At 64.1% G+C, this 25227-nt stretch carries 25 protein-coding genes; 21 read left to right on the top strand and 4 right to left on the bottom strand.

What is annotated here, in order from left to right:
- The first annotated feature begins 97 nt into the window (after positions 1–97).
- The 7 genes from K6G35_RS17765 to K6G35_RS17735 all read left to right on the top strand — a co-directional run bounded on the left by K6G35_RS17765 (position 98) and on the right by K6G35_RS17735 (position 9488).
- Entirely contained in the window at positions 98–1261 is a 1164-nt protein-coding gene (locus K6G35_RS17765; protein WP_008641289.1) for an acyl-CoA dehydrogenase family protein, read from the top strand.
- A gap of 133 nt (positions 1262–1394) precedes the next feature.
- Positions 1395–4079: a winged helix-turn-helix domain-containing protein gene (locus tag K6G35_RS17760; protein WP_200876259.1), complete on the top strand. Its 2685-nt coding sequence runs from the start codon at positions 1395–1397 to the stop codon at positions 4077–4079.
- 146 nt (positions 4080–4225) lie between these two features.
- Positions 4226–5338, top strand: a complete 1113-nt coding sequence (locus K6G35_RS17755; protein ID WP_035880860.1) for a CaiB/BaiF CoA transferase family protein — start codon at positions 4226–4228, stop codon at positions 5336–5338.
- 77 nt (positions 5339–5415) lie between these two features.
- A complete protein-coding gene (locus tag K6G35_RS17750; RefSeq protein WP_008641294.1) occupies positions 5416–6387 on the top strand; it encodes an NAD(P)H-dependent flavin oxidoreductase in 972 nt (323 codons plus the stop codon).
- Positions 6388–6469: 82 nt separating this feature from the next.
- Positions 6470–7252, top strand: a complete 783-nt coding sequence (locus K6G35_RS17745) for an SDR family NAD(P)-dependent oxidoreductase (protein WP_008641302.1) — start codon at positions 6470–6472, stop codon at positions 7250–7252.
- Between the two features lie 76 nt (positions 7253–7328).
- Positions 7329–8507 (top strand): acetyl-CoA C-acetyltransferase, encoded by a 1179-nt coding sequence (locus K6G35_RS17740; protein ID WP_035880863.1) that lies wholly within the window; start codon positions 7329–7331, stop codon positions 8505–8507.
- Positions 8508–8672: 165 nt separating this feature from the next.
- On the top strand, positions 8673–9488 hold the full coding sequence (locus K6G35_RS17735; RefSeq protein WP_008641304.1) for a crotonase/enoyl-CoA hydratase family protein: 816 nt from the start codon (positions 8673–8675) through the stop codon (positions 9486–9488).
- Positions 9489–9557: 69 nt separating this feature from the next.
- Here K6G35_RS17735 and K6G35_RS17730 read toward each other — a convergent pair whose 3' ends face one another.
- Positions 9558–10457, bottom strand: a complete 900-nt coding sequence (locus tag K6G35_RS17730; RefSeq protein ID WP_035880865.1) for a lysophospholipid acyltransferase family protein — start codon at positions 10455–10457, stop codon at positions 9558–9560.
- A 294-nt stretch (positions 10458–10751) separates the two neighbouring features.
- On the opposite strand from K6G35_RS17730, the gene K6G35_RS17725 reads away from it, so the two are divergent.
- A complete protein-coding gene (locus tag K6G35_RS17725) occupies positions 10752–11039 on the top strand; it encodes a hypothetical protein (protein WP_008641306.1) in 288 nt (95 codons plus the stop codon).
- 101 nt (positions 11040–11140) lie between these two features.
- A complete protein-coding gene (locus K6G35_RS17720; protein WP_008641307.1) occupies positions 11141–11515 on the top strand; it encodes a hypothetical protein in 375 nt (124 codons plus the stop codon).
- A 63-nt stretch (positions 11516–11578) separates the two neighbouring features.
- On the opposite strand, the gene K6G35_RS17715 is transcribed toward K6G35_RS17720, so the two are convergent.
- The 3 genes from K6G35_RS17715 to K6G35_RS17705 form a co-directional block, all read right to left on the bottom strand.
- Positions 11579–11833 carry a hypothetical protein gene (locus tag K6G35_RS17715; protein WP_008641308.1) on the bottom strand — a complete coding sequence of 85 codons (255 nt, stop codon included), beginning with the start codon at positions 11831–11833 and terminating at the stop codon, positions 11579–11581.
- Positions 11834–11936: 103 nt separating this feature from the next.
- Positions 11937–12188 carry a hypothetical protein gene (locus K6G35_RS17710; protein ID WP_035880870.1) on the bottom strand — a complete coding sequence of 84 codons (252 nt, stop codon included), beginning with the start codon at positions 12186–12188 and terminating at the stop codon, positions 11937–11939.
- A gap of 506 nt (positions 12189–12694) precedes the next feature.
- On the bottom strand, positions 12695–13849 hold the full coding sequence (locus K6G35_RS17705; protein WP_008641310.1) for an acyl-CoA dehydrogenase family protein: 1155 nt from the start codon (positions 13847–13849) through the stop codon (positions 12695–12697).
- A 349-nt stretch (positions 13850–14198) separates the two neighbouring features.
- On the opposite strand from K6G35_RS17705, the gene K6G35_RS17700 reads away from it, so the two are divergent.
- The 12 genes from K6G35_RS17700 (at position 14199) to K6G35_RS17645 (ending at position 25215) form a co-directional block, all read left to right on the top strand.
- Positions 14199–14567, top strand: coding sequence for a hypothetical protein (locus K6G35_RS17700; RefSeq protein WP_495676824.1), 369 nt, complete (start codon positions 14199–14201; stop codon positions 14565–14567).
- Positions 14557–15405 carry an alpha/beta fold hydrolase gene (locus tag K6G35_RS17695; RefSeq protein ID WP_008641312.1) on the top strand — a complete coding sequence of 283 codons (849 nt, stop codon included), beginning with the start codon at positions 14557–14559 and terminating at the stop codon, positions 15403–15405. The genes K6G35_RS17700 and K6G35_RS17695 overlap by 11 nt, the downstream gene beginning before the upstream one ends.
- A 10-nt stretch (positions 15406–15415) precedes the next feature.
- Positions 15416–16306: an NAD(P)-dependent oxidoreductase gene (locus K6G35_RS17690; protein ID WP_008641313.1), complete on the top strand. Its 891-nt coding sequence runs from the start codon at positions 15416–15418 to the stop codon at positions 16304–16306.
- Positions 16307–16472: 166 nt separating this feature from the next.
- The gene (locus K6G35_RS17685; RefSeq protein ID WP_008641314.1) at positions 16473–17702 is read left to right on the top strand and encodes an ABC transporter substrate-binding protein; all 1230 of its coding nucleotides are present in this window, start codon (positions 16473–16475) and stop codon (positions 17700–17702) included.
- 38 nt (positions 17703–17740) lie between these two features.
- The gene (locus K6G35_RS17680) at positions 17741–18499 is read left to right on the top strand and encodes an ABC transporter ATP-binding protein (RefSeq protein ID WP_008641315.1); all 759 of its coding nucleotides are present in this window, start codon (positions 17741–17743) and stop codon (positions 18497–18499) included.
- Between the two features lies 1 nt (position 18500).
- Entirely contained in the window at positions 18501–19256 is a 756-nt protein-coding gene (locus K6G35_RS17675) for an ABC transporter ATP-binding protein (RefSeq protein WP_008641316.1), read from the top strand.
- A 2-nt stretch (positions 19257–19258) separates the two neighbouring features.
- Positions 19259–20140, top strand: a complete 882-nt coding sequence (locus K6G35_RS17670) for a branched-chain amino acid ABC transporter permease (RefSeq protein WP_008641317.1) — start codon at positions 19259–19261, stop codon at positions 20138–20140.
- Between the two features lie 3 nt (positions 20141–20143).
- A complete protein-coding gene (locus K6G35_RS17665; protein WP_234706910.1) occupies positions 20144–21088 on the top strand; it encodes a branched-chain amino acid ABC transporter permease in 945 nt (314 codons plus the stop codon).
- Positions 21085–21876 carry an N-acyl homoserine lactonase family protein gene (locus K6G35_RS17660; RefSeq protein WP_008641319.1) on the top strand — a complete coding sequence of 264 codons (792 nt, stop codon included), beginning with the start codon at positions 21085–21087 and terminating at the stop codon, positions 21874–21876. Before K6G35_RS17665 ends, K6G35_RS17660 begins: the two co-directional genes overlap by 4 nt.
- A gap of 30 nt (positions 21877–21906) precedes the next feature.
- A complete protein-coding gene (locus tag K6G35_RS17655) occupies positions 21907–22896 on the top strand; it encodes a Bug family tripartite tricarboxylate transporter substrate binding protein (RefSeq protein WP_008641320.1) in 990 nt (329 codons plus the stop codon).
- 1 nt (position 22897) lies between these two features.
- A complete protein-coding gene (locus tag K6G35_RS17650; RefSeq protein WP_008641321.1) occupies positions 22898–24328 on the top strand; it encodes an NAD-dependent succinate-semialdehyde dehydrogenase in 1431 nt (476 codons plus the stop codon).
- An 11-nt stretch (positions 24329–24339) separates the two neighbouring features.
- Positions 24340–25215 (top strand): NAD(P)-dependent oxidoreductase, encoded by an 876-nt coding sequence (locus tag K6G35_RS17645; RefSeq protein ID WP_080709615.1) that lies wholly within the window; start codon positions 24340–24342, stop codon positions 25213–25215.
- The last annotated feature ends 12 nt before the right edge of the window (positions 25216–25227 follow it).

Below are 25227 nucleotides of genomic sequence, written 5' to 3'. Positions count from 1 at the left end.
GGATTTTCCCTAGGGGAGATTCGTCGGATTCGACGAGGCACGGCAGTGGCACCGGTCCTAAGATCGGCCATCGGTCGCATCCCTTCCTTCCATCGCCATGTCCCAGACCCGCCGCCTGATCTTCGATGCCGATCACGAGCAGTTCCGTGCTTCGGTCGCGCGATTCGTGCAGAACGAAATCACCCCGTATGTCGACCAGTGGCGCGAGCAGGGCTGCTGCGACCGTGCCATCTTCGAGAAAGCCGGCGAGCAGGGCTTGTTGCTGATGTGGGCTGATGAAGCCTATGGCGGCGCGGGCGTGACCGATTTCCGCTACGAACAGATCCTCTTCGAAGAGCTGATTCGCCACGGCGATGTCGGTGTGTATCTGACGCTCCATTCGCGGCTGGTCGCGCCATATATTGGCCGGCTGGGCACGGAGGCACAGAAGCGCCGGTGGCTGACCGGCGCGGCGAGCGGCAAGACGATCCTGGCGATTGCCATGACGGAGCCGGGCGCGGGCTCCGATCTGGCCGGGATCGGCGCACGTGCCGAGCGGCGTGACGGCGGCTGGGTCATCAATGGCGCCAAGACGTTCATCTCGAACGGGCTCAACGCGGATGCCGTCATCGTGGTCGCGCGTACCAACCCCGACGAGCGCCGTGCCTTCGGCCTGTTCGTCGTCGAGCGCGGCATGGCGGGATTCGAGCGGGGCCGTCGACTGAAAAAGCTTGGACTGGATGCGCAAGACACGGCGGAACTGTTCTTCAACGATGTCTTCGTCCCGGACGAGAACGTGCTGGGCAATCCGGCGCGCGGTTTTGCCTATCTGGCGGAAGGCCTTGAAGAGGAGCGTCTGTTGTGCGCGTGCCAGTCGATCGCGCACGCGCAATCCGCGTTCGATCTGACGCTGCCCTACGTTAAGGAGCGCCGCGCATTCGGTCGCCCGATCGGTGCCCTGCAAAACACACGCTTCGTGCTGGCCCGCCGCCGCGCCGAGCTCGACGCCATGCAGATCTGGCTCGATGCGCTTGTCATGGAGCACAACGCGGGCCGGCTGGATGCCGTCACGGCGGCGTCTGCCAAGCTGCTGAGCACGGAGCTGGAGAACCGCGTGATCGACGACTGCCTGCAACTGCACGGCGGCTCGGGCTATATGGACGAATACCGGATCAGCCGCATGTATCGCGACGCACGCGTATCGCGGATCTTTGCCGGCGCGTCCGAGATCATGCTCGAGATCATCAGCCGCTCGCTGGGTCTGACGGAGAAGATGGACTAAAGCCCGCGGATGGGCCAGAGATGGATCAGGCGGCGACATAGGGGGGACGCTTTGCTAAACTGCCCAGTTCGCGTCCAGCCCACTCTTCCAGCAGATGACTTCGCCGCCGAGCATGACACGGCATGTGCCGAGCATGAAGCTCAGGCCGCCAGTTGCCCCCGCATCCCAGGTGATCCGGCAAGGCGTTGGCGACATGCTGCGCGCCGCGTCGTCGGCCAGGCTCGTGATCGTCCGGGCGCCTGCGGGGTTCGGCAAGACGACCGCCATGCTGCAGTACCGCGCGCGGCTGGAGGCGGCATCGGTGGCAACCGCATGGCTCACGCTCGATAGCGCCGACAACGACCCGGTACGCTTCCTGTCCGGCTTCGAAGCGGCGCTGGCGGCCATCGTCGGGGACGACGCCATCGCGGATATCGGCCGACCCGCGCCACGCACCACCGGCGAAGCCGCGCTGCAGAGCATGGACTGCCTGGCAGGCTACCCGGAGCCGTTCGCATTCTTCCTCGACGATTTCGAAGTGCTTCAGGAGCCCGGGGTGATCGCCTGGGTGCGCGAGATCATCGACCATCTGCCGCATAACGGCCAGCTCATCATCGGCTCGCGCAGCACGCCCGATGTGAGGCTGGGCCGCCTGCGCGCCCGAGGCCAGTTGCTGGAAATCGACGCCACGGCGCTGCGTTTCTCGATCGAGGAAACCGAGCAGTTCTTCCGCACGGTGCGGCCGATGCCGCTTGCGGCGGATGATCTGCAGCGCCTGTATCGCAAGACGGAGGGCTGGGCGGCCGCGTTGTCGCTCGCATCGGCTTCGCTGGAGCGCAGCGAAGCGCATACCGAGTTCATCGACCGTTTCTCGGGCACCAGCCGGTCGGTGGCCGACTATCTGGCCGAAGACGTGGTGGCCCGGCAGCCCGAGCCGGTACGCCAGTTCCTGCTGCGCACCAGCATCCTGCGCTATCTGAACCCGCAGCTGTGTCACGTGTTGCTGCCCGATGTGGATTGCGAGGCGATCCTGCGGCAACTCGAAGCTTCCAGCTTGATCGCGCCGATCGAGAGTGAAGACCGGGCGTGGCGTTACCACAGCCTGATCGCCGAATTTCTGAAGGCGCAATTGCAGCGCGAAGCGCCTGCCGAGGTGCCGCGCCTGCACCATGCCGCCGCCGGATGGTTCCAGTCACAGGATCGTCCCGTGCCCGCCATCGACCATGCGATCGAAGGCGGCGATTACGCGTATGCCGTGACGCTGCTGATCGCGCACGCGCCGGCGCTGCTCGGGCAGGGGCGTATGCGGCTGCTCACACGCTGGTTCGACGCGCTGCCCGAGGACGTCCTGCGCGATCACCTGCCGCTGCAGGCCATCCGGATCTGGGCGCTGACGTTCACGCGCGGCCCCCTGGAGGCGATGGACCTGCTGGAACGCAGCGGGTTGCGGGACTCCGACGATCCGGCGGTGCGTCCGCATGTTCTCGCGCTGCGGCCGACGCTGCTGTCGATGATGGACCAGCTCGAACGCGCGCTGGAAGTCGGGCGCGAATGCCTGAAGCACTGGCCCACCGGCGTGGCCTTCGCGGACATGGTGCTTGCCAATGCGATGGCGAACGTGTTCGCCGTGTCGGGGCAGCATGCCGAATCGCGGCGTCTGCTGGAAACCGCGCGCCGCACGCAGGGCGCCGACAGCAGCGCTTTCAACATGATGTACTCCGAAACCGTCGAGGCCATTTTCGACCTGCAGGGCGGGCGCCTGCGCGAGGCCACGGCGCGTCTGCGGATCGCTGTTGGCAGCGGTAGCACCCAACACTACGGCTACACGGGCGGTAATGCCTGGGCCGGCGTGATGTATGCGGCCACGGTCTATGAGGCGAACGATCTGGCCCAGGCCGCGCATCTGTTGCGGGTCTATGTGCCGCTCGCGCGCGATGTGCTGCTGGGTGATCACGTCACGCTCGGGCACGTCATGCTGTCGCGCATCGCGTTTGCCAGAGGCGATGTGGACGAGGCGTTCGAGACGCTGACGCAGCTCGAGTATCTGGGCCACGTCAGACGCCAGGCGCGCGTGGCGGCCGGCGCCAAGCTCGAACGTGCCCGCATCCTGCTGATGCAGGGGCATACCCGGGCCGCGAAGGACGAACTGGCGCGTGCCGACGACCCGGCCCTGTGGGAACGTGTAAGCCGTCTGCATCTGATCGCCAACGATCTGGATTACCTGGAACTCGCGCAACTGCGCTGGGAGGCGCTGGCCGGCGACGCACAGGCCGCGATGGCCGCGGTGGCCCGCCTGCGGGCAGCCGCCGAGTTTGCCGATCACGATGGACGTCATCGACGGGCCATGAAGCTCCGGTTGCTGTGCGCGCTGGCGTATCAGCGCGCCGGCGAACCTGCGGCGGCGCAGGCGATATTGGCACCGATGCTGAAGGCCGCCTGCGCGGAAGGCTTCGCGCGATTGCTGCTCGACGAAGGCGGCAATCGCGTCGGGCCGCTGCTGGCGCAGTTCTCGCGGACGCTGGAGTCGAGCGGCGGCGCCCAGCGCGATCCCGTTCTGGCCGAATTCGTGCTGCGGCTGGTGCAGGCATGTGGGCCGATCGAGGAGTCTCCGGAGCCAATCGCGGGAGACCGGCCGCAACTGCTGGATCCGCTGACGCCGAAGGAAATCCGCGTGCTACAGCTGCTTGCCGAGGGCTATTCCAACAGCGCCATCGCGGAGAAACTGTTCGTCTCCGACAGCACCGTGCGCACGCATCTGCGCAACATCAACAACAAGATCTGCGCCCACAGCCGCACGCAGGCCGTTGCTATCGCGCGCCGACTCGGTGTGATTGCCTGAATCCGCGGCGGGACGCTCAGGAGCGTTCCGCCAGGCAACGCTCGCGCATGGATTTCGTCGCTTCCGACGATTCGTTACCCCCCTGTTTGACGCACCATAGCGGCGTTGACCGTGATGTGAGCGCCACTGGCGCGATAGGGGCAGGTATGGCAGGTTCGCTGGAAGGTTTGAAGGTTGTCGAGTTCGCCGGGCTGGGGCCCGCGCCGTTCTGCTGCATGTTGCTGGCGGATCACGGTGCCGATGTGCTCCGGATCACGCGCCCCACGGCGCCGGGCGTCGAGGCAAAGGTGAATCCTGCGGATGTGCTGGCACGGGGCCGGCGCACGATACCGCTGGACCTGCGTGAGGCTTCTGGAAGAGATGCCGCGCTGGAACTGATCGCCCGCGCGGATGTTGTGGTGGAAGGCTTCCGGCCTGGCGTCATGGAACGGCTCGGACTGGGGCCGGATGTCTGCCTCGCGCGCAATCCCCGGGTTGTCTACGGCCGCATGACCGGCTGGGGCCAGTACGGTCCCCTGGCGCAGGCCGCCGGCCACGATATCAACTACATCGCCATCAGCGGCGCGCTGCACGCGATTGGCCGGGCCGGCGAAGCGCCGGTGCCGCCATTGAACCTGGTTGGCGATTTCGGCGGTGGCGGCATGATGCTCGCGTTCGGCCTGATGGCTGCGCTGTACGAGGCGCGCCAGTCCGGACGTGGCCAGGTGATCGATGCCGCGATGACGGATGGATCGGCGTTGCTTTCCGCTATGCAGTACGGCATGAAGGCCGGCGGTCGCTGGAACAATCAACGTGGCGAGAATCTGCTCGACGGCGGCGCGCCGTTCTACGACACGTATGCCTGCGCCGATGGCAAGTATGTTGCGGTCGGTGCGATTGAGCCGCAGTTCTACGCCGCGCTGCGCGAGCGTTGCGGCATCGAGGACCCGCTGTTCGACGGCCAGATGGAAACCGCGCGCTGGCCGCTGCTCAAGCTGCGACTGGCGGACATCTTCCGTACCCGGACGCGCGCCGAGTGGTGCGCGCTCCTGGAGGGTTCCGATGCGTGCTTCGCCCCGGTGCTGGATTGGGACGAGGCGCCCGAGCACCCGCACAACCGCGAACGCGAGGCCTTCGTCACGCTGCAGGGCGTGGTTCAGCCTGCCGCAGCGCCGCGTTTCTCGCGCACCCCTGCGGCCGCGCCGCAATCCGAAAGAAGGGTCGCCCTCGATGCCGCGCTAGCGCATTGGGGCGCGCTGCAGCCGGCAAGCGCAGGCTGAGCAACACGCTTTTGCAGACTGGTGGAGGCAACACCAGTCCTAACTTGATTCAAGGAGTCACTATCGTGAGCAATCCCATGCGAACCCGCGTCACGCGTTTGCTTGGCATCGACTATCCGATCATCCAGGGCGGCATGCAGTGGGTAGGTCTGGCCGAACTGGCCTCGGCCGTTTCCAATGCAGGTGGCCTTGGCATCCTGACCGCGCTGACGCAACCCACGCCGGATGCCCTGCGCAACGAAATCGCACGCACACGCGAGATGACCGATCGTCCTTTCGGCGTGAACCTGACCATCCTGCCGTCGATCAATCCGCCGCCGTATGCCGAGTACGTGGACGCGATCATCGATGGCGGCGTGCGCATCGTGGAGACCGCAGGTAACAGCCCGAAGGACTTCATCGCCCGTTTCAAGGCGGCAGGCGTGACCATCGTGCACAAGTGCACTACCGTGCGACATGCGCTCTCCGCCGAACGCAATGGCGTGGACATTGTTTCGATCGACGGCCTCGAATGCGCCGGCCATCCCGGCGAAGATGACGTGGGCGGGCTGGTGCTGATCCCCGCCGCCGCGCGGGCGCTGGAGATTCCGGTGATCGCATCCGGCGGCATCGCGGACGGACGTGGCATGGCCGCCGCGCTGGCGCTGGGCGCCGAGGGCGTGAACATGGGCACGCGATTCTGCGTGACGAAGGAAGCGCCGATTCACGACAACATCAAGCAGGCGCTGGTCAATGGTTCCGAGCGTGACACCGCTCTGATCTTCCGCACGCTGAAGAACACGGCGCGCGTCTTCCGCAACGCCATCGCCGAGGAAGTGGTGTCCATGGAACGGCGCCCCGGCGGTTGCGTGTTCGACGACATCCGTCCGTTGGTGACCGGTACCCGTGGCCGCGCGGCGCTGCAATCGGGCGAGGTCGACAACGGCGTGGTCAGCGCCGGCCAGTGCATTGGCCTGATCGACGATATTCCGACCTGCGCGGAACTGATCTCGCGCATGGTCAGCGATTGTCAGAACCGCATCGAAGCGACGCGCAAGTATTTCGTCTGAACCCCGCATGGCCGATGCCGGTGGCATGTGTCGCCGGCTGGCCAGATGCGACGGCAGTCTTCCATTCACGCAAGGATATGCAATGAAACTCGATTCCAGCATTGCCGCGGTCATCACCGGTGGCGCTTCCGGCCTGGGTGCCGCCACCGCGCGACGCCTGGCCGGCGCCGGCGTCAAGGTGGCGCTGTTCGATCTGAATGCGGAGCTGGGGGAAGCGCTGGCGCGCGAGCTTGGTGGCGTGTTCTGCAAGGTCGACGTGACCAACGAGGAGCAGGTCGACGCCGCATTTGCCAAGGCGCGCGCGGCACATGGACAGGAGCGCGTGCTCGTGAACTGTGCCGGCACCGGTTTCTCCGCCAAGACGGCGGGCCGGGACAAATCGACGGGAGAAATCCGCCACTTCCCTGTGGCCAACTTCAACCGGATCATCCAGATCAACCTGGTGGGCACCTTCAGTTGCATTGCCAAGTCCGCCGCCGGAATGCTGACGCTGGACCCGCTCGATGACGGCGAACGCGGCACCATCATCAATACGGCGTCGGTGGCGGCGGAGGACGGGCAGATGGGCCAGGCGGCCTACAGTGCGTCCAAGGCGGCGATCACTGGCATGACGCTGCCGATCGCACGCGACCTGATGAGCGAAGGCATCCGCGTGAACACGATCATGCCTGGCCTGTTCAACACGCCGTTGATGCAGGGCCTGCCCGACAACGTGAAGTCCGCGCTGGCCGCGTCGGTGCCGTTCCCGAAGCGGCTCGGCGATCCGGACGAATATGCGCAACTGGCCGAGACCATGATCGTCAACCGCTACTTCAACGGCGAATCCGTGCGTCTGGACGGCGCGATTCGCATGGCGGCGCGCTAACCGGCATTCCTGCTTTCAGGGAGGCGGCCCGACGGTAGATCGGGCGCCAGCCTGTCATCTCATCACTGGAGACACCATGTCCGAAGCCTATATCGTTTCCGCCGTCCGCACCGCCGGCGGCCGTCGCAATGGCCGCCTGTCCGGCTGGCATCCCGCGGACCTCGCGGGGCAGGTGCTCAACGCGCTTGTCGAGCGCAGCGGGGCCGACCCGAGCATGGTGGAGGACGTCATCATGGGCTGCGTCGGCCAGGCGGGCGAGCAGTCCTCGAACATCGCGCGTGGCGCGGTCTTGGCTTCGAAGCTGCCGGAATCGGTGCCGGCTACCTCGGTCGACCGCCAGTGCGGATCTTCGCAGCAGGCGCTGCATTTCGCGGCGCAGGCCGTGATGTCGGGCACCATGGACGTGGTGATCGCCGCCGGCGTGGAAAGCATGTCCCGCGTGCCGATGGGCACCCCGAGCACGCTGCCGCGAAAGAACGGCCTGGGCCACTATGTCAGCCCGCAAATGCAGGCGCGCTATCCGGGCGTGGAGTTCAGCCAGTTCACCGGCGCGGAGATGATCGCGAAGAAGTACAAGCTCGACAAGGCCGCGCTCGATGCCTATGCGCTGCGCAGCCATCAGCTCGCCGCCGCGGCCACGAAGGCAGGGCGCTTCGAGCAGGAGATCCTGCCGCTGGCCGCGCGCATGAATGACGGCAGCGATCTCGGCGAGTTCCACACCATCGACGAAGGCATTCGTTTCGACGCGACGCTGGATGGCATCGCCTCGGTAAAGCTGATCGCCGAAGGCGGTAGCGTCACGGCGGCCACTGCCAGCCAGATCTGCGACGGTGCGAGCGGCGTCATGGTTGTCAACGAACGCGGGTTGAAGATGCTGGGCGTCAAGCCGCTGGCACGCATCCACCATATGAGCGTGCTCGGACATGATCCGGTGGTCATGCTGGAGGCCCCGCTGCCCGCTACCGAGCGCGCGCTGAAGCGGGCCGGCATGCGGATCGACGATATCGATCTCTACGAGGTCAACGAGGCGTTCGCGCCGGTCCCCCTGGCCTGGCTGCAGGCGCTGGGCGCCGACGCGGAGCGCCTGAACGTCAACGGCGGCGCGATCGCACTGGGCCATCCGCTGGGTGGCTCGGGAACCAAGCTGATGACGACGCTGGTCCATGCGCTGCATCAGCGCGGCAAGCGCTATGGCTTGCAGACCATGTGCGAGGGCGGTGGCATGGCCAACGTCACGATCGTCGAAAGGCTCTGACCGCGCGGCACACGTTTTCCAAAGCCCCGTCGGAGTGCACGCGTGGAGCGTGTCCGACGGGATTTTTTTGGTCCGCGGTGCCATGTCCGGCGCGCCCTGGAAGCCAGTCACCGAAATCCGGGATGCGACCGCTGCAACATGCTGTATCAATGAGAAGCCCTTGGAATGACTGCTGACAACTCCCAACGTATCGTTGTAACCATCGAGGAAGGCGTGGCCGAAGTCCGCCTGAATCGTCCCGACAAGATGAACGCGCTGGACCAGGCGATGTTCGACGCATTGGTCGACACGGGCCGGCAACTGGCCGAGATGCCGGGTCTGCGCGCTGTCGTGATTTCCGGTGAAGGCAAGGCGTTCTGCGCGGGACTGGACATGGGCCGCATGGCTAGTCTGGGCGAAGGGACCGACCCCTCGCTCAAGCGTGGCCGGCTGACGCCGCGCACGCATGGCATGTCGAATCACCCGCAATACGCCTGCACGGTCTGGCGCGAACTGCCCGTGCCGGTGATCGCCGCGGTGCATGGCGCTGCCTTTGGCGGTGGGCTCCAGGTGGCGCTGGGCGCGGACCTGCGCTATGTGACGGCCGATGCCAAGCTTTCGATCATGGAGATCAAGTGGGGCCTGGTGCCGGACATGGGCGGCATGTTGCTGACGCGCGGGCTCGTGCGGCCAGATGTGCTGAACGAACTGATCTACACAGGACGCATCATCAGCGGTACCGAGGCCGTGGAACTGGGGCTGGCCACGCGCGTGTGTGAAGATCCAAGGGCCGCGGCAATGGCCGTCGCACGCGAGATCGCCATGAAGAGCCCGGACGCGATCCGTGCGGGCAAACGCCTGATGCGCGTCACCGAGGATGGCGACGCGCTGGCAATTCTCCAGGCCGAGTCCGTCGAGCAGGACGCGCTGATCGGCGCGCCCAACCAGACGGAGGCGGTACGCGCCAACATGGAGAAGCGGGCGCCACGTTTCCTGCCGTGATGGCTTGAGTCTTGTCTTGGGGGCGCGTTACCGCTGTGGCAGGCCGCGCGCGGACGCCCTCCGGGTACATCAAGGGGCGAGAGGTGCTGGCGGACCCTGGATAACGGAGGCGTCGTGTTCCGGGACAACGGCTGAATCGGGTGCCGGAGCGCCGGACGGGACCTTGAAGCGGTTGTACCCCCACAGGTACTGCAGCGGAAAGCGCCTGATCATCTCTTCCAATTCGGCGTTGATCCATGCTGCCTGCGCTTCGGCGGTCTGCGGCAATGGTCCCGACAGGCGCTTCACGTGCATGCGCCAGCCACGCCCACCGGGCAGGCGCTCGCCTGCGGCAACGATCAGCGGCGCTCCTGTTTGCGCTGCGAGCTTTCCTGGCAGCGTTATCGTATAGGCCTTGCGGCCAAAGAACGGTACCCACACGCCTTCACCCTTGGGCGCCTGATCGGGCAATAGCCCAACCGCTTCGCCCTGACGCAGCGCGCGGACGAAGGCGCGCACGCCTTGGGAAGTCGCGGGTACCGTCTTCAGGCTCGAGGTGGCACGTACCGATTCAAGCAGGTCCCGCAATATCGGCTTGCGGTGTGGCCGGAACATGACTGTCAGCGAGATGCGCTCCGCGGCATAACGGGCTGCCAGTTCAAAGCATCCAAGGTGCGGTGTCAGCATGATGAGTCCGCGACCTTCCGCCAGGGTCTGCTCGATCACTGTCCAGTCATCGCAAATCACCTGATCGCGACAGGCCGGGCCGCGATACCACACGCGTGCCAGTTCGATCATCATGGCGCCGGTTTCGCCTGCGGCCTGGCGGGCAAATGCCGGGTCGGAAAAGCCAGCCTGGGCGGTATTCTGCTGAACGTGCTGTCGGTACCGTCCCGGGAGGGCATAGACAAGCCGCCCCAGAGCGCGGCCTGTAGCGTGCGCAATCGGTAGCGGCACGGCGGCAATCAGCCGGATGAGAGTGGACAGCACCCTCCGCGGCGGAGGTTGATCTCGGTGCATGGTCACTCCTCGGGGGTTGAGTATTGGGTGTCGCGGGACAAATTTCTTCTACACGAAGACTCGGGCAGATACTTGTCCGGATTGTTAGGGGCCGCCCTCCGTGAAGACGTACGGACGGATCCCGGGGGGCGACTCGATCGGACCTGGCCGACGCAAGTCAAGTCAGCAGCTTCGAAATGCCGCGCAGGGTGAAATTAGGTCACGCCTGGCCTCGCAAGAAGAGTAGAGTGAGCAATAGATACCGCAAAAGCTTAGGAGTACGCTATGGATGCTTACCCGACTGCCACTTACAAAGGGTATGACATTTACCCTCTAGTCTACAGACATACCGACGGGGCGCGTGCCTGGGGGGAGCCCAGGCCGGATCGGTCCTTCAACGCGGCGGTGGTGATCTGCCGCGAGGGCGCACATCCCGATAGCACGCAGGCCCGCACGTTTCACCTGGACACAACGCCCTGGGACAACGTAGGTGCCGCCCGGCGCGCCGTGCTGCGCTATGCCGAGGAAATCATCAACGGAGAAGTGACCGGTCAGTCCGTTGTTACCCTGTAACTGCCTCACTGTCACTGGCATTGTCAACTGACCCGGGTATAGTCCTAGCTTCCCGTCGTATTCAGACGAACGATAACGTAGCTCATGAGGACATCTCAGGCATGACGAACACCGCCGCGCCATCCAGTTTTCTGTGCACGTTACCCGGCCAGGGCAAGGGAATTGCCTATCACGTGGCCGTTAGCTTTGCGGATGCGGCCCAGCCCACGGGCGTCAGATTCACCAGCTTTGTCGGTGATGGCAGGCGTTCGTTCGGTGTGGTGACCGGAGCGGGATCGCTTCAGGGCGAGATTGCAGCGAACTCGGAGGCACTATGCCGCCTGGCGATCGGGCAGGCCGTCCGGGACCACCTCTACGAGAAAACCAAGGAAGGCGACACCGCGCTGGATCTGGACGCCGAGCCTTGGGACGGCGAACTCAGGCCCGTTGGGGCGGGCGCGCCCACGGGCGGGCTACGGCATCGTCCGCTGGGCTGAGTGTGAGTTTGAGTGTGTGATTCGCAGGCGGCGGATTGTCGCACCGCCTGTGGCGCAGCTGGCTTAGATGCCGAATTCCGGGCTGCCGTAACGCGTCAGCAATGACTCGATCAGTGCCATGTCCTGCGTTTGCGGCGTGCGATCCTCGATGGCGCGCGATGGGCCGCCATAGGTAGCGGTCACGTGGCGGCGTACCGTCAATACGGCAGCATCCGGTGGCGTCACGGCAACCGGCTGCCACGGCGTGTGCCGGTAACTGCCGGCAATCCATCCGGCCGGGGTCAGGTGGAGTTCTTCCCATTCTTCGTTGTTTGGCATGTCTTGCTTGCTCTCCTGTATGCGGATTGGATGGTGGGCAGCACGGGCACCTGCGTAAGGCAGGCATCGCGCCGTTGAGAGGGTGCCCGGAGTGGGCCTTGCGTCACGCCTGACCCGATGGCGCGCGTCGTTGCGCGGAACGTTGCAGCCGGGCTGCGGCGCTCTTGCCCGCCTGTCGGGCGGCCTGCTTGGCCTTGGCTTCCGAGCAATGCGTGGCGTGCCGCATGGAGACGTTGGCGACGACACGCTCGGCGCCGTTCCTGTACTCCGAGATCATGTAGTTGGCAAACCATACGCCCGGCTCTTGCTGGATCGGGTACACGGAAACGGTAAATGGGGTGGTGCTCGTACTCAAATTGGTCCTGTTCAGTGGCGCTCGGCCCGGCAAGCTTCTTCTGTCGCCACTTCACATGTGCGCGCGCTTGCCGGCTGTCGACAGCCATTGGATAAATCAGTGCCGCTTCGCGCATAGGCGCAGGCGGAAAACTGGCGTGAGGTAGACCGTGCTTACGCGGACTGAGGCGCCAGTACAGGCGCGACAGTCGCGGAGCGGACGTGCCGCCGGTCAGGTAGTTTGCGGGCGATGTCTGTCACCCAGAATGAATCGGGTGTACGCCCGACAGGCCGCTCGTGTTCTTCTATGAATGTGATGTCTTGCGGCCGCAGCCTTGACGCCGGGCGATGCCGGCGTATGGCAGGGAGCGCCGATGATACCACCAATGGTGGTCGACTGCCGGTGGGCGCGCCAGTTGCGCGTGCCACGGATCACGTGCGTGGCGGAGAGCGCACGCACGAAGGGGGATGACGGAGGCCGGGATTCACCCCGGCCCCGCTTGCCAAGCGCCGAGTGTCAGCCGAGTGTCAGCCGTTGGTCGGGCGCTGCGAGAACGTCCTGCCGAAGACGCCTTCCGCGATGCGGTTCTTCAGGATTTCGATGGAGCCGCCGGCGATCATCCAGCCGCGCGTCCGCCGCACGCAGTACTCCACGAGAGATTCCTGGCTGAAGCCCATGCCGCCCATCACCTGCAGCGCTTCGTTAGAGACCTCCCAGCCAGCCATGTTGCAGGCCAGCTTGGCCATGGCCGTGCTCTGCGCGCTCGGCAGTCCGTGCTCGCCTTCGAGTGCGGCGCGGTACAGCATCATCTGCGCCTGCTCCAGCTTCATGGCCATATCCGCGAACTTCCATTGAATACCCTGGAATTCGCAGAGCTCTCGGCCGAACTGCTTGCGGGTCATCGCATGTTCCCGGGCCACGTTGAACGCGTGGCGTCCCAGCGCCAGCGCGCGTGACGAGTTGCCCAGACGCTCAACGTTGAACCCCGAAATCTGCTTCTTGAACCCGCCCGGTCCGAGCAGCACGTTTTCCACCGGGATACGGCAATCATCGAAGTAGAGTTGCGACCACTGCTCGCCGTTCATGAACGATGATGGCTCGCCGACCTGGAAGCCGGGCGTGCCGCGCTCGACCAGCACGGAGCCGATGCCACCGACGCCCGGGCCGAAGCGAACATAGATCAGGAACAGCTCGGCGTCGGGGCTGTGCGTGGAGAAAACCTTGCTGCCGTTGATGACGTAGCTGTCGCCGTCGAGGCGCGCGCTGGTTTTCAACTCGGTTACGGCGGACCCGGCATCGGGTTCACTCATGCCCAGCGAGACCACCTTGCGGCCAGCCAGAAGATCCGGCAGGTATCGCGCCTTCTGTTCGGGCGATGCGTATTCCACGAACGTCCGGATCGGGCCGAAGTTGCCAGCCTGGACGATGTCGGCGCTCCTGGGGCAAACCAGCGCGATTTGCTCGATCGCCAGCACCGCGTGCATCAGCGTGCCGCCCTGGCCGCCATCGTCTTCGGAGAAGGCGATGCCCAGCAGCCCCTGCTCGGCGAGCAGCGCCGCCGTGTCCCACGGGTAGTGGGGCGAATGCGCCCGGGCCAGCGCGCCATCCTTGAGTTTGTCCTGCGCAAAACGGGCAACCGAGTCCGCGAAAGCCTGATGTTCCTCGCTGAGCTTGAAATCCATGTGTGTTCCTGCGTCTGTTCGGGATGTGTGACGTCGGAATGGTGCCCGCGGCCCCGAAGCCTGAGAACTTCGACTTTCGTCAGCAGCCCGAACAAATACTCATACCAGCCCCACATCCGGGAAGGTCTCCGCGCGGCGTGCATGACGCACCATGCCGTCATCCGACGAATTCAATCCGATTGACGGCCGTCGTGTGATGCGCGGGCTCCATCGTGCGGGATCGCTGCCGCGCCTGTCGGTCCTGCACTTTGTGCATCGCAGACATGAGCAAAGGTCATCCCTTCCGGACAAATTGTCGGTTGTTCCTTCTTTTCGGTCTGTGGAGAATCCGGGGCAGGAGACAAAACCAATGAACGATACCCATCAGACAACCATGAGTGCCAGCGACTGGCTGGCGTACAGGGGGCGGTACGTCAACATGAGCTTTCTGCTCAGAAGGGGCGAGACCGATTACGTCGTCACGATTCGCGATGGCCGCGTGACACAGATCAGGCCGGGCCCGCATGTCATGCCGCGTTGGACCTTCGCGCTCGTGGCCGGCGACGACGACTGGAACCGGTTCTGGGCGCCAACACCGCAGCCGCGCTTCCATGACCTCATGGCCATGGTCAGGTTCAAGACGCTCAGGATCGAAGGCGATCAGGCCATCTTCATGAGCAACCTTCTCTATTTCAAGGACCTGATCAGTCAACTCGGGAGTCAGCTCCATGCGCGCTAAGCGGGAAGCCGTCGTCGGCGGCTACATCAATCTTGAAATCGCCGGCCGCATGTGCCGCGTCTACTACGAGACCGCGGGCTCGGGGCAGCCTCTGCTCTGCCTTCATACCGCGGGCAGCGACACGCGCCAGTACCGCGAGTTGCTCAATTCGCCGGCATTGACCGAGCACCATCAGGTGATCTGCTTTGACCTGCCGTACCACGGCAAGTCGTCGCCACCGGCCGGATGGGAGACTCATGAATATCGTCTGACAAGCGAGCTGTACGTCGAGACCATCGTGGCGTTCATGGATGCGATGGAAATCCATCAGCCGATCGTCATGGGCTGTTCCATCGGCGGGCGCGTGGTGTTGCATCTGGCGCTGGCGTGCCCCGAACGTTTCAAGGCGCTGATCGGACTGCAGTCCGGCGCGCACGTCGACCCCTACTACGAGCAGGACTGGTTGCATCGGCCCGATGTGCACGGTGGGGAGGTATGCGCCGGCATCGTTTCGGGACTGATCGGCCCGGGCGCGGACAGCCGTGACCGCTGGGAAACCCTGTGGCACTACATGCAAGGCGGCCCGGGCATCTTCAAGGGCGACCTGTACTTCTACAAGGGGGAGGGCGATCTGCGCGGGAAAGTCCAGAAGATCGACACCGCGAAGTGTCCCCTGTTTCTGCTCACCGGCGAGTACGACTACTCCTGCACACCCGAAGACAGCCAGGAATTGGCACGTCTGATTCCCGGCGCCGAGCTGGCGATCATGCCGGGGCTCGGCCACTTCCCGATGAGCGAAGCGCCGCAGGCCTTCATGAGCCATCTGCTTCCCGTGTTGCAACGCATTCAATCTCTTTGAGGAACACAACGTGAAAGTCGGATTCATCGGGCTTGGCCGCATGGGCTTTGCCTTGGCCTCTCATTTGCTGCGCAATGGCGCGGACCTGACAGTGCTGGACATCCAGCCGGCACCCATGGAAAAACTGGTCGCGCAGGGGGCGACACGGGCGACCGATGCGCGGGCATTGGCGGCCGCCGTCGACATCGTGTTCACGATGCTGCCCGGCCCCAAGCAGGCGCGCGAGGTGATCCTTGGTGAAGCCGGTGTGCTCGCGGGGCTGCGCAAAGGCGCCTTTCTGGTCGAACTGAGCACCATCGACACCGATACGGTCGATGACCTGCGCCGTGCCGCGAACGAGAAGGGCGTGCGCTTTGCCGATGCACCGGTTGGCCGCCTGGCAGCGCATGCCGACCGCGGAGAGTCCCTGTTCATGCTCGGGGCCGAGCAGGCCGACCTGGCCGAACTTGAGCCGGTACTGCTCAAGATGGGCACCACGGTCCTGCACTGCGGTGCGCCAGGTGCGGGCACGCGCATGAAGCTGATCAACAACCTCATGGTGCTTTGCTACTGCCAGCTCAACTCGGAAGCGCTGGTGCTGGCCAACGCGCTGGGCCTGGAAACGCGCAAGACGTTTGACGTGCTGACGGGCACGACGGCGTCGAACGGTCAGCTCAAGGAGAAGTGGCCGGTCAAGGTGCTGGGCAACGATCTGACACCGGGATTCGACATCGCGCTCGGTTTCAAGGACTTGACGCTGGCCTGCCAGGCCGCCCAGTCCGCCGGGATCTCGCTGCCGATGGGCAACCTCGCACGCAGCATGTTCCAGCTTGCGCGCCATGCGGGCAAGGACGGCCAGGACACCTCCTGCATGACTGACTACTGGGCCGAGTCCAACGGCATTGACCCGATCCGGCTCTAAGAAGCCGTTTCAGAACGATTCTGGCGTCGTTGTGGGGCCTTGCCGTACTACTTGTGCTGTCTGCGGCCCCACGCCTAGCCAGAACCGCTTCGCTTCATTGTGAAACAGCTTCTACGTCCACCAGGACAGCCACCAAACAGCCAACCAGAAGAAAAGAGGAGACTCCATGAAACGGTTCCCATACGCAAAGGTGGGGCTCGCCGCCGCGCTTGCCGCCATTTCCTTGCAAGCTGGCGCGCAAGGCGCCGGTGCGCGTATTTCCGATGGCGTGGTCAAGATCGGCGTGCTCACCGACGTCAATGGCCCGTTCATGGATAACGTGGGCCGTGGCTCCATCGTCGCAACCGAGATCGCGATCGAGGAGTTCGGTGGCAAGGTGCTCGGATATCCGGTGCAGATGGTGAGCGCCGATCACCAGAACAAGGCCGATGTCGGTTCGGCGCGGGTACGCGAGTGGTTCGATCGTGACAAGGTGGATGTCGTCACCGAGCTTGGCAATAGCGCGGTGGCGCTTGCTGCGATGAAGATCGCCGAGACGAAGCACCGCATGTCGATCGTGACCGGTGCCGGCGCGGTCCGCATCTCCAGTGAAGACTGCACGCCGACCAACCTGCAGTGGGTCTACGACACATACGCGCTGGCCAAGGTGGGCACCCAGTCCATCGTCCGCAAGGGGGCGAAGAACTGGTACTACCTGACTGCGGACTATGCGTTCGGCCATTCCCTGGAGAACGATGGCAAGCAGTTCATCGAGGCTGCCGGTGGCAAGGTGCTGGGCTCGTCGCGTTACCCGTTTCCCGGTAGCGATTTCTCTTCCTACATCCTGAAGGCGCAAGCCAGCAAGGCGAACGCTGTGGCCATCGCTACCGCGGGCCTCGACCTCCAGAACGCGATCAAGCAAGGCAGGGAGTTCGGTCTCGTGGAAGGTGGCCAGCAGGCGGTCGCCATGCTGATGAGCATCGTGGACGTCAACAGCATCGGCCTCAAGGATGCGGGTGGAATGATGTTTGCGGAGTCGTTCTACTGGGATCTCGACGAGGCGTCACGCAAGTTCGCACGCAAGTTCTTCGAGAAAACCAAGCGTATGCCGACTGCGCTGCAGGCCGGGCAATACTCGGCGACCCTGAACTATCTCCGCGCGATCGAGAAAGCGAAGTCGGATGACGTCAGCGATGTGATGAAGCAGCTCAAGACCATGCCAATCCAGGACGCCTTCGCAAAGAACGGCAAGGTGCGTGAGGACGGCAAGATGGTGCACGACATGTATCTCGTCCAGGTGAAGAAGCCGCAGGAGTCCAAGGCGCCGTGGGACTACTACACCGTGCTCGAAACCGTGCCTGGTGACAAGGCGTTCCAGCCGCTCTCCGAAAGCAAGTGCCCGCTGGTCAGAAAGTGACTCTCTCGGATGCCGGGGTTACCGGCATCAGCTCCGACATGCAGAACGACATCATTCTCGAAGCCCGCGCGTTGGGCAGGGACTTCAACGGGTTCACGGCCGTCGACGACGTTTCCCTGTCAGTTCGCAGGGGAGACATCCACGCGATCATCGGCCCCAATGGCGCTGGGAAGACGACCTTCTTCAACCTGCTGACCAGTTTCATCACGCCGTCACGCGGGCAGGTTTTCCTGGATGGCAAGGAGATCACGGGCAAGTCCTCCGCACAGATCGCCAATCTTGGCATGGTGCGGTCCTTCCAGATCTCGGCGGTGTTTGGTCATCTCACCGTGCTGCAGAACGTACGCATCGCGCTGCAGAAGCGCGACGGCGGTAACCCTAACTTCTGGCGTGCCCGCCGGTCTCTCGACCGGTACAACGGCCGTGCCATGGAGATCCTGCGGATGGTTCGCCTGGACGCTTTGGCGGACCGGCTGGCCGTCGAGATCGCCTATGGGCAGAAGCGCGCGCTGGAGCTGGCGACCACGATCGCACTGGACCCGCGCGTCATCCTGCTGGACGAGCCGACGCAGGGCATGGGGCATGAGGACGTCGAACACATCATGCGACTGGTCAAGTCATTCGCGACGGGACGCACCGTTGTCATGGTCGAGCACAACATGAAAGTAGTGGCCGGCATCAGCGACCGCATCACGGTGCTGGCACGTGGCAAGGAGCTGGCCAGCGGCACCTATGCCGAAGTATCCGCGAATGAGCACGTCATCGAAGCGTACATGGGGCGCAAGAAGCGGCGCTGATATGCAGGCCGATGTGCACGCGCCCAACAAGAATCAACAGGAGTGTCCATTGACGAACACCCTAGCGCTGGAGGCGAAAGGTCTCCAGGCATGGTATGGCGAATCCCATGTGCTGCACGGCATCGACATCGAAGTCCACAAGGGCGAATGCGTGTCACTGCTGGGCCGCAATGGCGCGGGGCGTACTTCCACCTTGCGCGCCATTCTTGGCCTCACGTCCCGTCGCGCAGGCGAAGTCAGGATCCAGGGGCGGGATGTCATGCCCCTGCAGACCCACCAGATTGCCCGCCTCGGTGTCGGCTACTGCCCGGAAGAGCGGGCCATCTACTCGTCGTTGAGCTGTGAGGAGAACCTGATGCTGCCGCCGGTTCTGAAACCCGGTGGCATGTCACTTGACGAGATCTATGCGCTCTTCCCGAACCTGGCGGAGCGACGCAAGAGTCAGGGTACGCGCCTTTCCGGTGGCGAGCAGCAGATGCTGGCCATGGCGCGCATCCTTCGCACGGGCGCCGACATCCTGTTCCTCGACGAGATCTCGGAGGGCCTGGCACCGGTCATCGTGGAGAAGCTTGGCGAGGTGATCGAGACACTGAAGACGCGTGGCTACACCATCGTGCTGGTCGAGCAGGACTTCGAGTTTGCCTCGGATCTCGCGGACCGGCTCTATGTGATCGAGCATGGCGAAGTCGTCGCGCATATTCCGGCGGAGGAGATCGCTTCGCGGCAGGAAACACTCAAAGAGTTGCTAGGGGTCTGACCGTGGAGATCTTCGGATTGCCGTTTCCTGTCCTGATGGGGCAGATTGTCGTGGGGCTGGTCAACGGTTGCTTCTACGCCGTGCTCAGTCTCGGGCTTGCCGTGATCTTCGGCATGCTCAACATCGTGAACTTCGTGCACGGCGCGATTTACATGCTGGGTGCGCTGCTGGCATGGCTGCTGCTGGACAAGCTCGGCGTGAGCTACTGGTACTCGCTGATCATTGTCCCATTGCTGATCGGCGCGGTCGGTTGCGCACTCGAACGTACGATGCTGCGCAGGCTTTACAGGATCGATCACGTGTTCGGCATCCTGCTCACGCTGGGGCTTGCCTACATCATCGAAGGGTTGGCGCGCTACTGGTTCGGCGCTGCCGGCATGGCGTTTTCTGCGCCGCCCCAGTTCGCCGGCACGTTTGACATGGGCTTCATGCGCTTGCCGAAGTACCGCGTGTGGGTGATCGTCATATCGCTGGCGGTTTGCCTGTCAACCTGGGCGCTGATCGAGAGGACCCGGCTGGGGTCTTACCTGCGGGCTGCGACGGAGAACCCCGCCATCGCCCGTACCTTCGGCATCAATGTGTCGGTGCTGGTGACGCTGACCTATGGCCTTGGCGTCGCGCTGGCCGGATTTGCCGGCGTGCTTGCAGCACCCATCTACCAGGTGAGCCCGATCATGGGCAGCAGCCTGATCATCGTCGTCTTCGCGGTTGTCGTCATCGGTGGCATGGGTTCGATCCTCGGGTCGATCCTGACGGGCCTGCTGCTGGGTCTGGTGGAAGGCGTCACAAGGGCGTACTGGCCGGAGGCGTCGGCAGTGGTCATCTTCATCGTGATGATTCTGGTTCTGATCCTGCGGCCTTCGGGTCTGTTTGGGAAGGAGTGAGCAGTGAAAGCGAGTTCGAGTGAGAAGTGGATCGTCATGATGGTGCTGGCGCTCGCCATCGTGCTGCCAGCGTGGCTGTACCCGGTGCTGCTGGCCCAGCTGGCCTGTATGGCGTTGTTCGCATGTTCGCTGAATCTGCTGTTCGGCTATGCCGGGCTGCTGTCCTTCGGACACGCGGCATTCTTCGGCATCGCGGCTTACGCCACCGGCTACATGATGAAGGAATGGAGCCTCACGCCCGAGATCGCGCTGATCGCGTCCGTGCTGCTGGTGATGGGGGTGGCATTCCTGTCGGGCTCGCTCGCCATCCGCCGCAAGGGGATCTACTTCTCGATGATCACGCTCGCGCTGTCCCAGCTGGTGTATTTCATTCTCGTGGCGGCGCCGTTCAGCAACAATGAGGACGGCTATCAGGGCGTGCCGCGCGGTGCGTTCCTCGGTGTCGTCGATCTGGCCGATAACCATGTCCTGTACTACTACGTGCTGGCCGTGGTGGTGCTGGTATGGTGGGGCGTGTACCGCGTCATCGAGTCGCCCTACGGTGAGGTGCTCAGGGCGATCAAGGACAACGAGCAACGCGTCGTCTCCCTCGGCTACAACGTGAACCGCTACAAGGTGCTTGCGTTCACGCTGTCGGCCGGGGTTGCCGCCGTCGCGGGCAGCCTGAAGACCGTTATCTTCGGCCTGGCCAGTTTGCCGGATGTGTCGTGGCACCTGTCCACCGACGGCGTCATCATGATGATCCTCGGCGGTATCGGCTCCATTATCGGGCCGGTGTTCGGCGCCACCATCATGGTGCTGGTGCAGCACGCGCTGGCGGGTGAGCTGGATGCGCTCGTGCCCGTGATCATGGGTGTCATCTTCGTGGTTTGCGTGTTGGCATTCCGCGGTGGCGTCGTTCTGCAGCTTCAGACGCTGGTGCAACGGCTGGCAAGGCGGTTCGCATGAGCACGACATACCAGGTGTTCGCGCTGAAGTACGCCACCGCCGATCGCGCGCGTCAGAGCAACTTCCTTCATCCGGTCGATGGCGATCCCGCTGCGCCGATGGCGCTCGACTTCTTTGTCTGGCTGGTGGTGGGGCACGACGCAACGGTGCTGGTGGATACGGGTTTCAGCGCCACCTCCGCACTCGCCAGGAATCGGCAATATCTCCTGACACCGATGGAGGCCATCCGCCGTCTTGGCTACCCACCAGAGATCATCGGCGATGTTGTCGTCAGCCATCTGCACTATGACCACGCGGGCAACATCGACCAGTTCCCGGCGGCCAATATCTGGGTGCAGGACCGCGAAGTGCGTTATGCCACGGGCGACTGCATGTGCGATCCGAAGCAGAACCACTTCTTCTCGACCGACGACATCGCCATCCTGATCCGCCGTCTCTATCGCGGCAACGTACGACTTGTGGACGGCTTTCATGCGCTGCGTGATGGCATCGAGATGCATCGGATAGGCGGACATACCGATGGGCTGCAGGTAGTACGGGTGCGTACCGCCAAAGGCTGGGTCGTGCTCGCGTCGGATGCCTTGCATTACTACGAGAACCTGGCCAGAAGGAATCCGTTCCCCGCCATCTACAGTCTGGAAGACATGCTCACGGGCTACGAGCGAATCCTGGCGCTGGCTGACAGCGAGCAGCACATCGTCCCAGGCCATGACCCGCAGGTCTGCATCCGCTACCCAGCCGCAGCAGTTGGAGAAGGCGACGAAGGCTTTGCCTTCCGTATTGCCTGACCCCCAATTTCATACATGAGGAGACCGCACGTGATTTTGCAGAACAAACGCACACTACTTTCCGGAGTCATGGCGCTCGGCGTCATGATCGCCACCGGCTGGACCGCGCCGGCCACCGCAGCGGATGACTGGCCGTCGAAGCCGGTCACCATTGTCGTGGGCTTCAGCGCCGGCGGTCCTACCGACGTCGTCGCCCGCATCCTCGCGGAGCGGTTGACCGAGAAATTCAAGCAGAGCTTCCTGGTGGACAACCGTGCCGGCGCATCGGGCGGGGTGGCCGCCACGCTGGTCAAGCGGGCTGCGCCAGACGGCTATACGCTGATGTTCGGCAGCAGCAGCACGCTGTCGATCATTCCTCTGCTGCAGAAGACGCCTTATGACTCGATCCACGATTTCACGCCGATCAGTCTCGTCGCCAGCTATCCCTACTTCCTGGTCGTGCCAGCCGCATCGCCGATGAAGTCACTGGATGAATTGCTTGCACAGGGCCGCAAGCCGTCGGCCCAGCTGAGCTACGCCTCGGCTGGCAGCGGGGCAGTCAATCATCTGGCAGGCGAGTGGTTCAAGCGCGATGCAGGGATCAATGCGGTGCATGTGCCTTACAAAGGCGATTCGGCAGCGGTGACGGACCTGGTGGCCGGGCGCATCGACTTTGCTTTTCTTGCCGGTGCCGTCGCACTGCCGCAGGTGAAGGCAGGGAAGCTCCGCATTCTTGCCTCCGCCAGCGCGCGCTCCGGCCTGGGCGGCGAGGGCGTGCCGACGCTCGGTGACCGCTTCAAGGGATTTGCCGCGGAGCCGTGGAATGGCCTGATGGCACCGGCAGGACTGCCGCAACCGATTGTCACCAAGCTCAATGCCGCAGTTGTCGAGATCATGGCCCGCAAGGATGTTGTCGAGCGTCTGGCCAGTCTGGAGCAGTACCCGATGACGGGCACACCGCAGCAGTTCACGAACCACATCAAGTCGCAGACCGAGCGTTGGGCATCGGTCATCAAGGCTTCCAACATCAAGATCGACTGACATGAAATACTCCCAATTCATCGCCGGAGAATTCCGCGAAGGCACGGCGCAAACGCGCTATTCGGTCATCAATCCCGCCAACGGGCAGTCGCTGGGCGATTACGCGTATGCCTCCAGGGCCGACGTGGAAGAGGCCGTTGCGGCCGCCACCGAGGCGTTCCGGACATGGCGCAAGACCTCGGCCATGGAGCGTTCCGCGTTGTTGCGCCGCGCGGCCACGCTGATGCGTGAGCGCGGCAATACCATCGCCGAGCAGATCGCCCGGGAACTCGGCAAGCCGTATGGTGAAGCCCAGAAGGAAGTGGTGACGGCCGCGGAGATGTTCGAATGGGCCAGCGAGGAGGCGCGCCGCATCTATGGGCGCACGATTCCGGCGCGTTCGGAGGGCATCACGCAAACAGTCGTTTGGGAACCGATGGGCCCCGTGGCCGCGTTTGCCGGCTGGAACGCGCCAGCGATCACCCCTTCGCGCAAGATCAGCGGCGCGTTGGCGGCTGGCTGCACTATCGTCATCAAGCCATCCGAGGAAACCGCCGGGGTTGCGCTGCTGATCGCTCGCGTGGTGCAGGACGCCGGCATTCCCGACGGGGTGGTGAACATGGTGTTTGGCGATCCGGGCGAGGTCGCCGATATCCTGTGCAGGTCGCCCCGCATCGCGATGGTAACGTTCACCGGCGCGACATCGGTGGGCAAAGTCGTCGGCGCCAAGGCTGCCGAGACCATGAAACGCGCGACGCTCGAACTTGGCGGGCATGCACCCGTGGTGGTCTGCGATGACGTCGACGTCGATCGCGTAGTCCGCATGGCCGTCGCCACCAAGTACCGGAACAGCGGTCAGGTCTGCACCTCGCCCACACGCTTCCTGATCCAGGCGCCGATCTTCCAGACGTTCTGCGAGAAGTTCGTCCGGGCGGCAGAGGCGCTGAAGGTGGGCGACCCGTTCGATAGCGCCACGCAGATGGGGCCGCTGAAGAACGCGCGCCGACTCGAGGCGATTGATCGAATGGTGCAGGATGCGCGTGGACGTGGTCTGGTCGTCGCCACGGGGGGCGAACGTGCCGGGACGGAGGGCTTTTTCTACAAGCCAACGGTCATTCTCCAGCCGTCCGTCGATAGCGACGCGGCGACGATCGAGCCATTCGGCCCGATCGCGATGGTCAGTTCCTTCGATCAACTGGACGACGCCATTGCTGAGGCCAACCGGTTGCCGTTCGGACTTGCCGCTTACGCCTATACCAACAGCCTGCAGCGTGCCCATCGGCTGTCGCAGGAGATCGACAGCGGCGTGGTCTGTATCAACGAGTGGCAGGCCTCGTTGCCGGAGACGCCATTCGGCGGACACAAGGACAGCGGCCTTGGTTCCGAAGGCGGTATCGAAGGCATCCAGGAGTTTCTCCGCATCAAGTGTGTTCGACAGGGGGTGGCATCGTGAGTACGACTACTGTGTCTCCGGTCTTGGGGTTCGTAGGCGTTGGTGTGATGGGCGAGGGCATGTGCCGGAATCTGGTGCAGAAGTCCGGCGCTTCCGTGCATGTGGCGGACATCAACGCGGATAACGTCGCGCGGCTCGCGGCGATTGGGGCGGTGGCCTCGGACATTGCGCGGCTGCGCCAGGTTGCCGACACGGTATTCCTTTCGCTGCCGTCGATTGATCAGGTGGAGGACGTCTGCTTTGGCCCGGAGCCGCTGATCGTGGCGGGGGGCTCGGTGCGTACCGTCGTGGACATGAGCACCAGCGACGTCGCGCGCACGCGGGCGCTTGCGGAGCGGCTGGCTGGCCACGGCGTGCGATTTCTCGACGCACCGGTGGCACGCAGCCGCGAAGCGGCCAACAATGGCACGCTGCTGATCACCGTTGGTGGCCCCGATGACCTGTTCGATGCGGTCTTGCCCTGGCTGCGATGCATGGGCTCGGACGTCATACGGTGTGGCGAGATTGGCGCTGGGCAGGTCGTGAAGATCATGAACAACATGGTCCTCCTCTCCACGGTTAATGCGCTGGCCGAAGCCATGGCCATCGCCGAAGCGGCACAGGTGGACAAGACCATGCTGGCCAACGTGCTGAAGCTTGGCTCGGCCGATTCTTTCGCGTTGCGGCTGACCGGCGAAAAATACCTCGCCCGTGACGAGTTTCCGGAGAAGATGTTCCCGGCGGCCTATGCGCTGAAGGACATGCGCCTAGCGCTCAGCCTCGCTCATGCATCGGAGATCCGGCCCGCTGTGGCCGAAGCGACTGCCGCGTTGCTGGATCAGGCTACCGCCAGTGGCTATGCCCAGAACTACTACCCGGTCGTGTATCGAATGATTCGGCGCGGGTAAGGGGCCGACAAG

It is taken from the genome of Cupriavidus sp. HY129, from assembly GCF_059492215.1.
Note: the sequence above shows the minus strand (reverse complement) of the source record. Positions and strands in the feature narration are given on the sequence as shown.

Coding starts and splice junctions, on each gene's coding strand:
- K6G35_RS17705 (WP_008641310.1), bottom strand. CDS start 13,849: ATGGATTTCAAGCTCAGCGAGGAACATCAGGCTTTCGCGGACTCGGTT.
- K6G35_RS17680 (WP_008641315.1), top strand. CDS start 17,741: ATGCAGAACGACATCATTCTCGAAGCCCGCGCGTTGGGCAGGGACTTC.
- K6G35_RS17695 (WP_008641312.1), top strand. CDS start 14,557: ATGCGCGCTAAGCGGGAAGCCGTCGTCGGCGGCTACATCAATCTTGAA.
- K6G35_RS17650 (WP_008641321.1), top strand. CDS start 22,898: ATGAAATACTCCCAATTCATCGCCGGAGAATTCCGCGAAGGCACGGCG.
- K6G35_RS17755 (WP_035880860.1), top strand. CDS start 4,226: ATGGCAGGTTCGCTGGAAGGTTTGAAGGTTGTCGAGTTCGCCGGGCTG.
- K6G35_RS17740 (WP_035880863.1), top strand. CDS start 7,329: ATGTCCGAAGCCTATATCGTTTCCGCCGTCCGCACCGCCGGCGGCCGT.
- K6G35_RS17720 (WP_008641307.1), top strand. CDS start 11,141: ATGACGAACACCGCCGCGCCATCCAGTTTTCTGTGCACGTTACCCGGC.
- K6G35_RS17715 (WP_008641308.1), bottom strand. CDS start 11,833: ATGCCAAACAACGAAGAATGGGAAGAACTCCACCTGACCCCGGCCGGA.
- K6G35_RS17700 (WP_495676824.1), top strand. CDS start 14,199: ATGAACGATACCCATCAGACAACCATGAGTGCCAGCGACTGGCTGGCG.
- K6G35_RS17725 (WP_008641306.1), top strand. CDS start 10,752: ATGGATGCTTACCCGACTGCCACTTACAAAGGGTATGACATTTACCCT.
- K6G35_RS17735 (WP_008641304.1), top strand. CDS start 8,673: ATGACTGCTGACAACTCCCAACGTATCGTTGTAACCATCGAGGAAGGC.
- K6G35_RS17660 (WP_008641319.1), top strand. CDS start 21,085: ATGAGCACGACATACCAGGTGTTCGCGCTGAAGTACGCCACCGCCGAT.
- K6G35_RS17750 (WP_008641294.1), top strand. CDS start 5,416: ATGCGAACCCGCGTCACGCGTTTGCTTGGCATCGACTATCCGATCATC.
- K6G35_RS17745 (WP_008641302.1), top strand. CDS start 6,470: ATGAAACTCGATTCCAGCATTGCCGCGGTCATCACCGGTGGCGCTTCC.
- K6G35_RS17675 (WP_008641316.1), top strand. CDS start 18,501: ATGCAGGCCGATGTGCACGCGCCCAACAAGAATCAACAGGAGTGTCCA.
- K6G35_RS17760 (WP_200876259.1), top strand. CDS start 1,395: ATGAAGCTCAGGCCGCCAGTTGCCCCCGCATCCCAGGTGATCCGGCAA.
- K6G35_RS17765 (WP_008641289.1), top strand. CDS start 98: ATGTCCCAGACCCGCCGCCTGATCTTCGATGCCGATCACGAGCAGTTC.
- K6G35_RS17685 (WP_008641314.1), top strand. CDS start 16,473: ATGAAACGGTTCCCATACGCAAAGGTGGGGCTCGCCGCCGCGCTTGCC.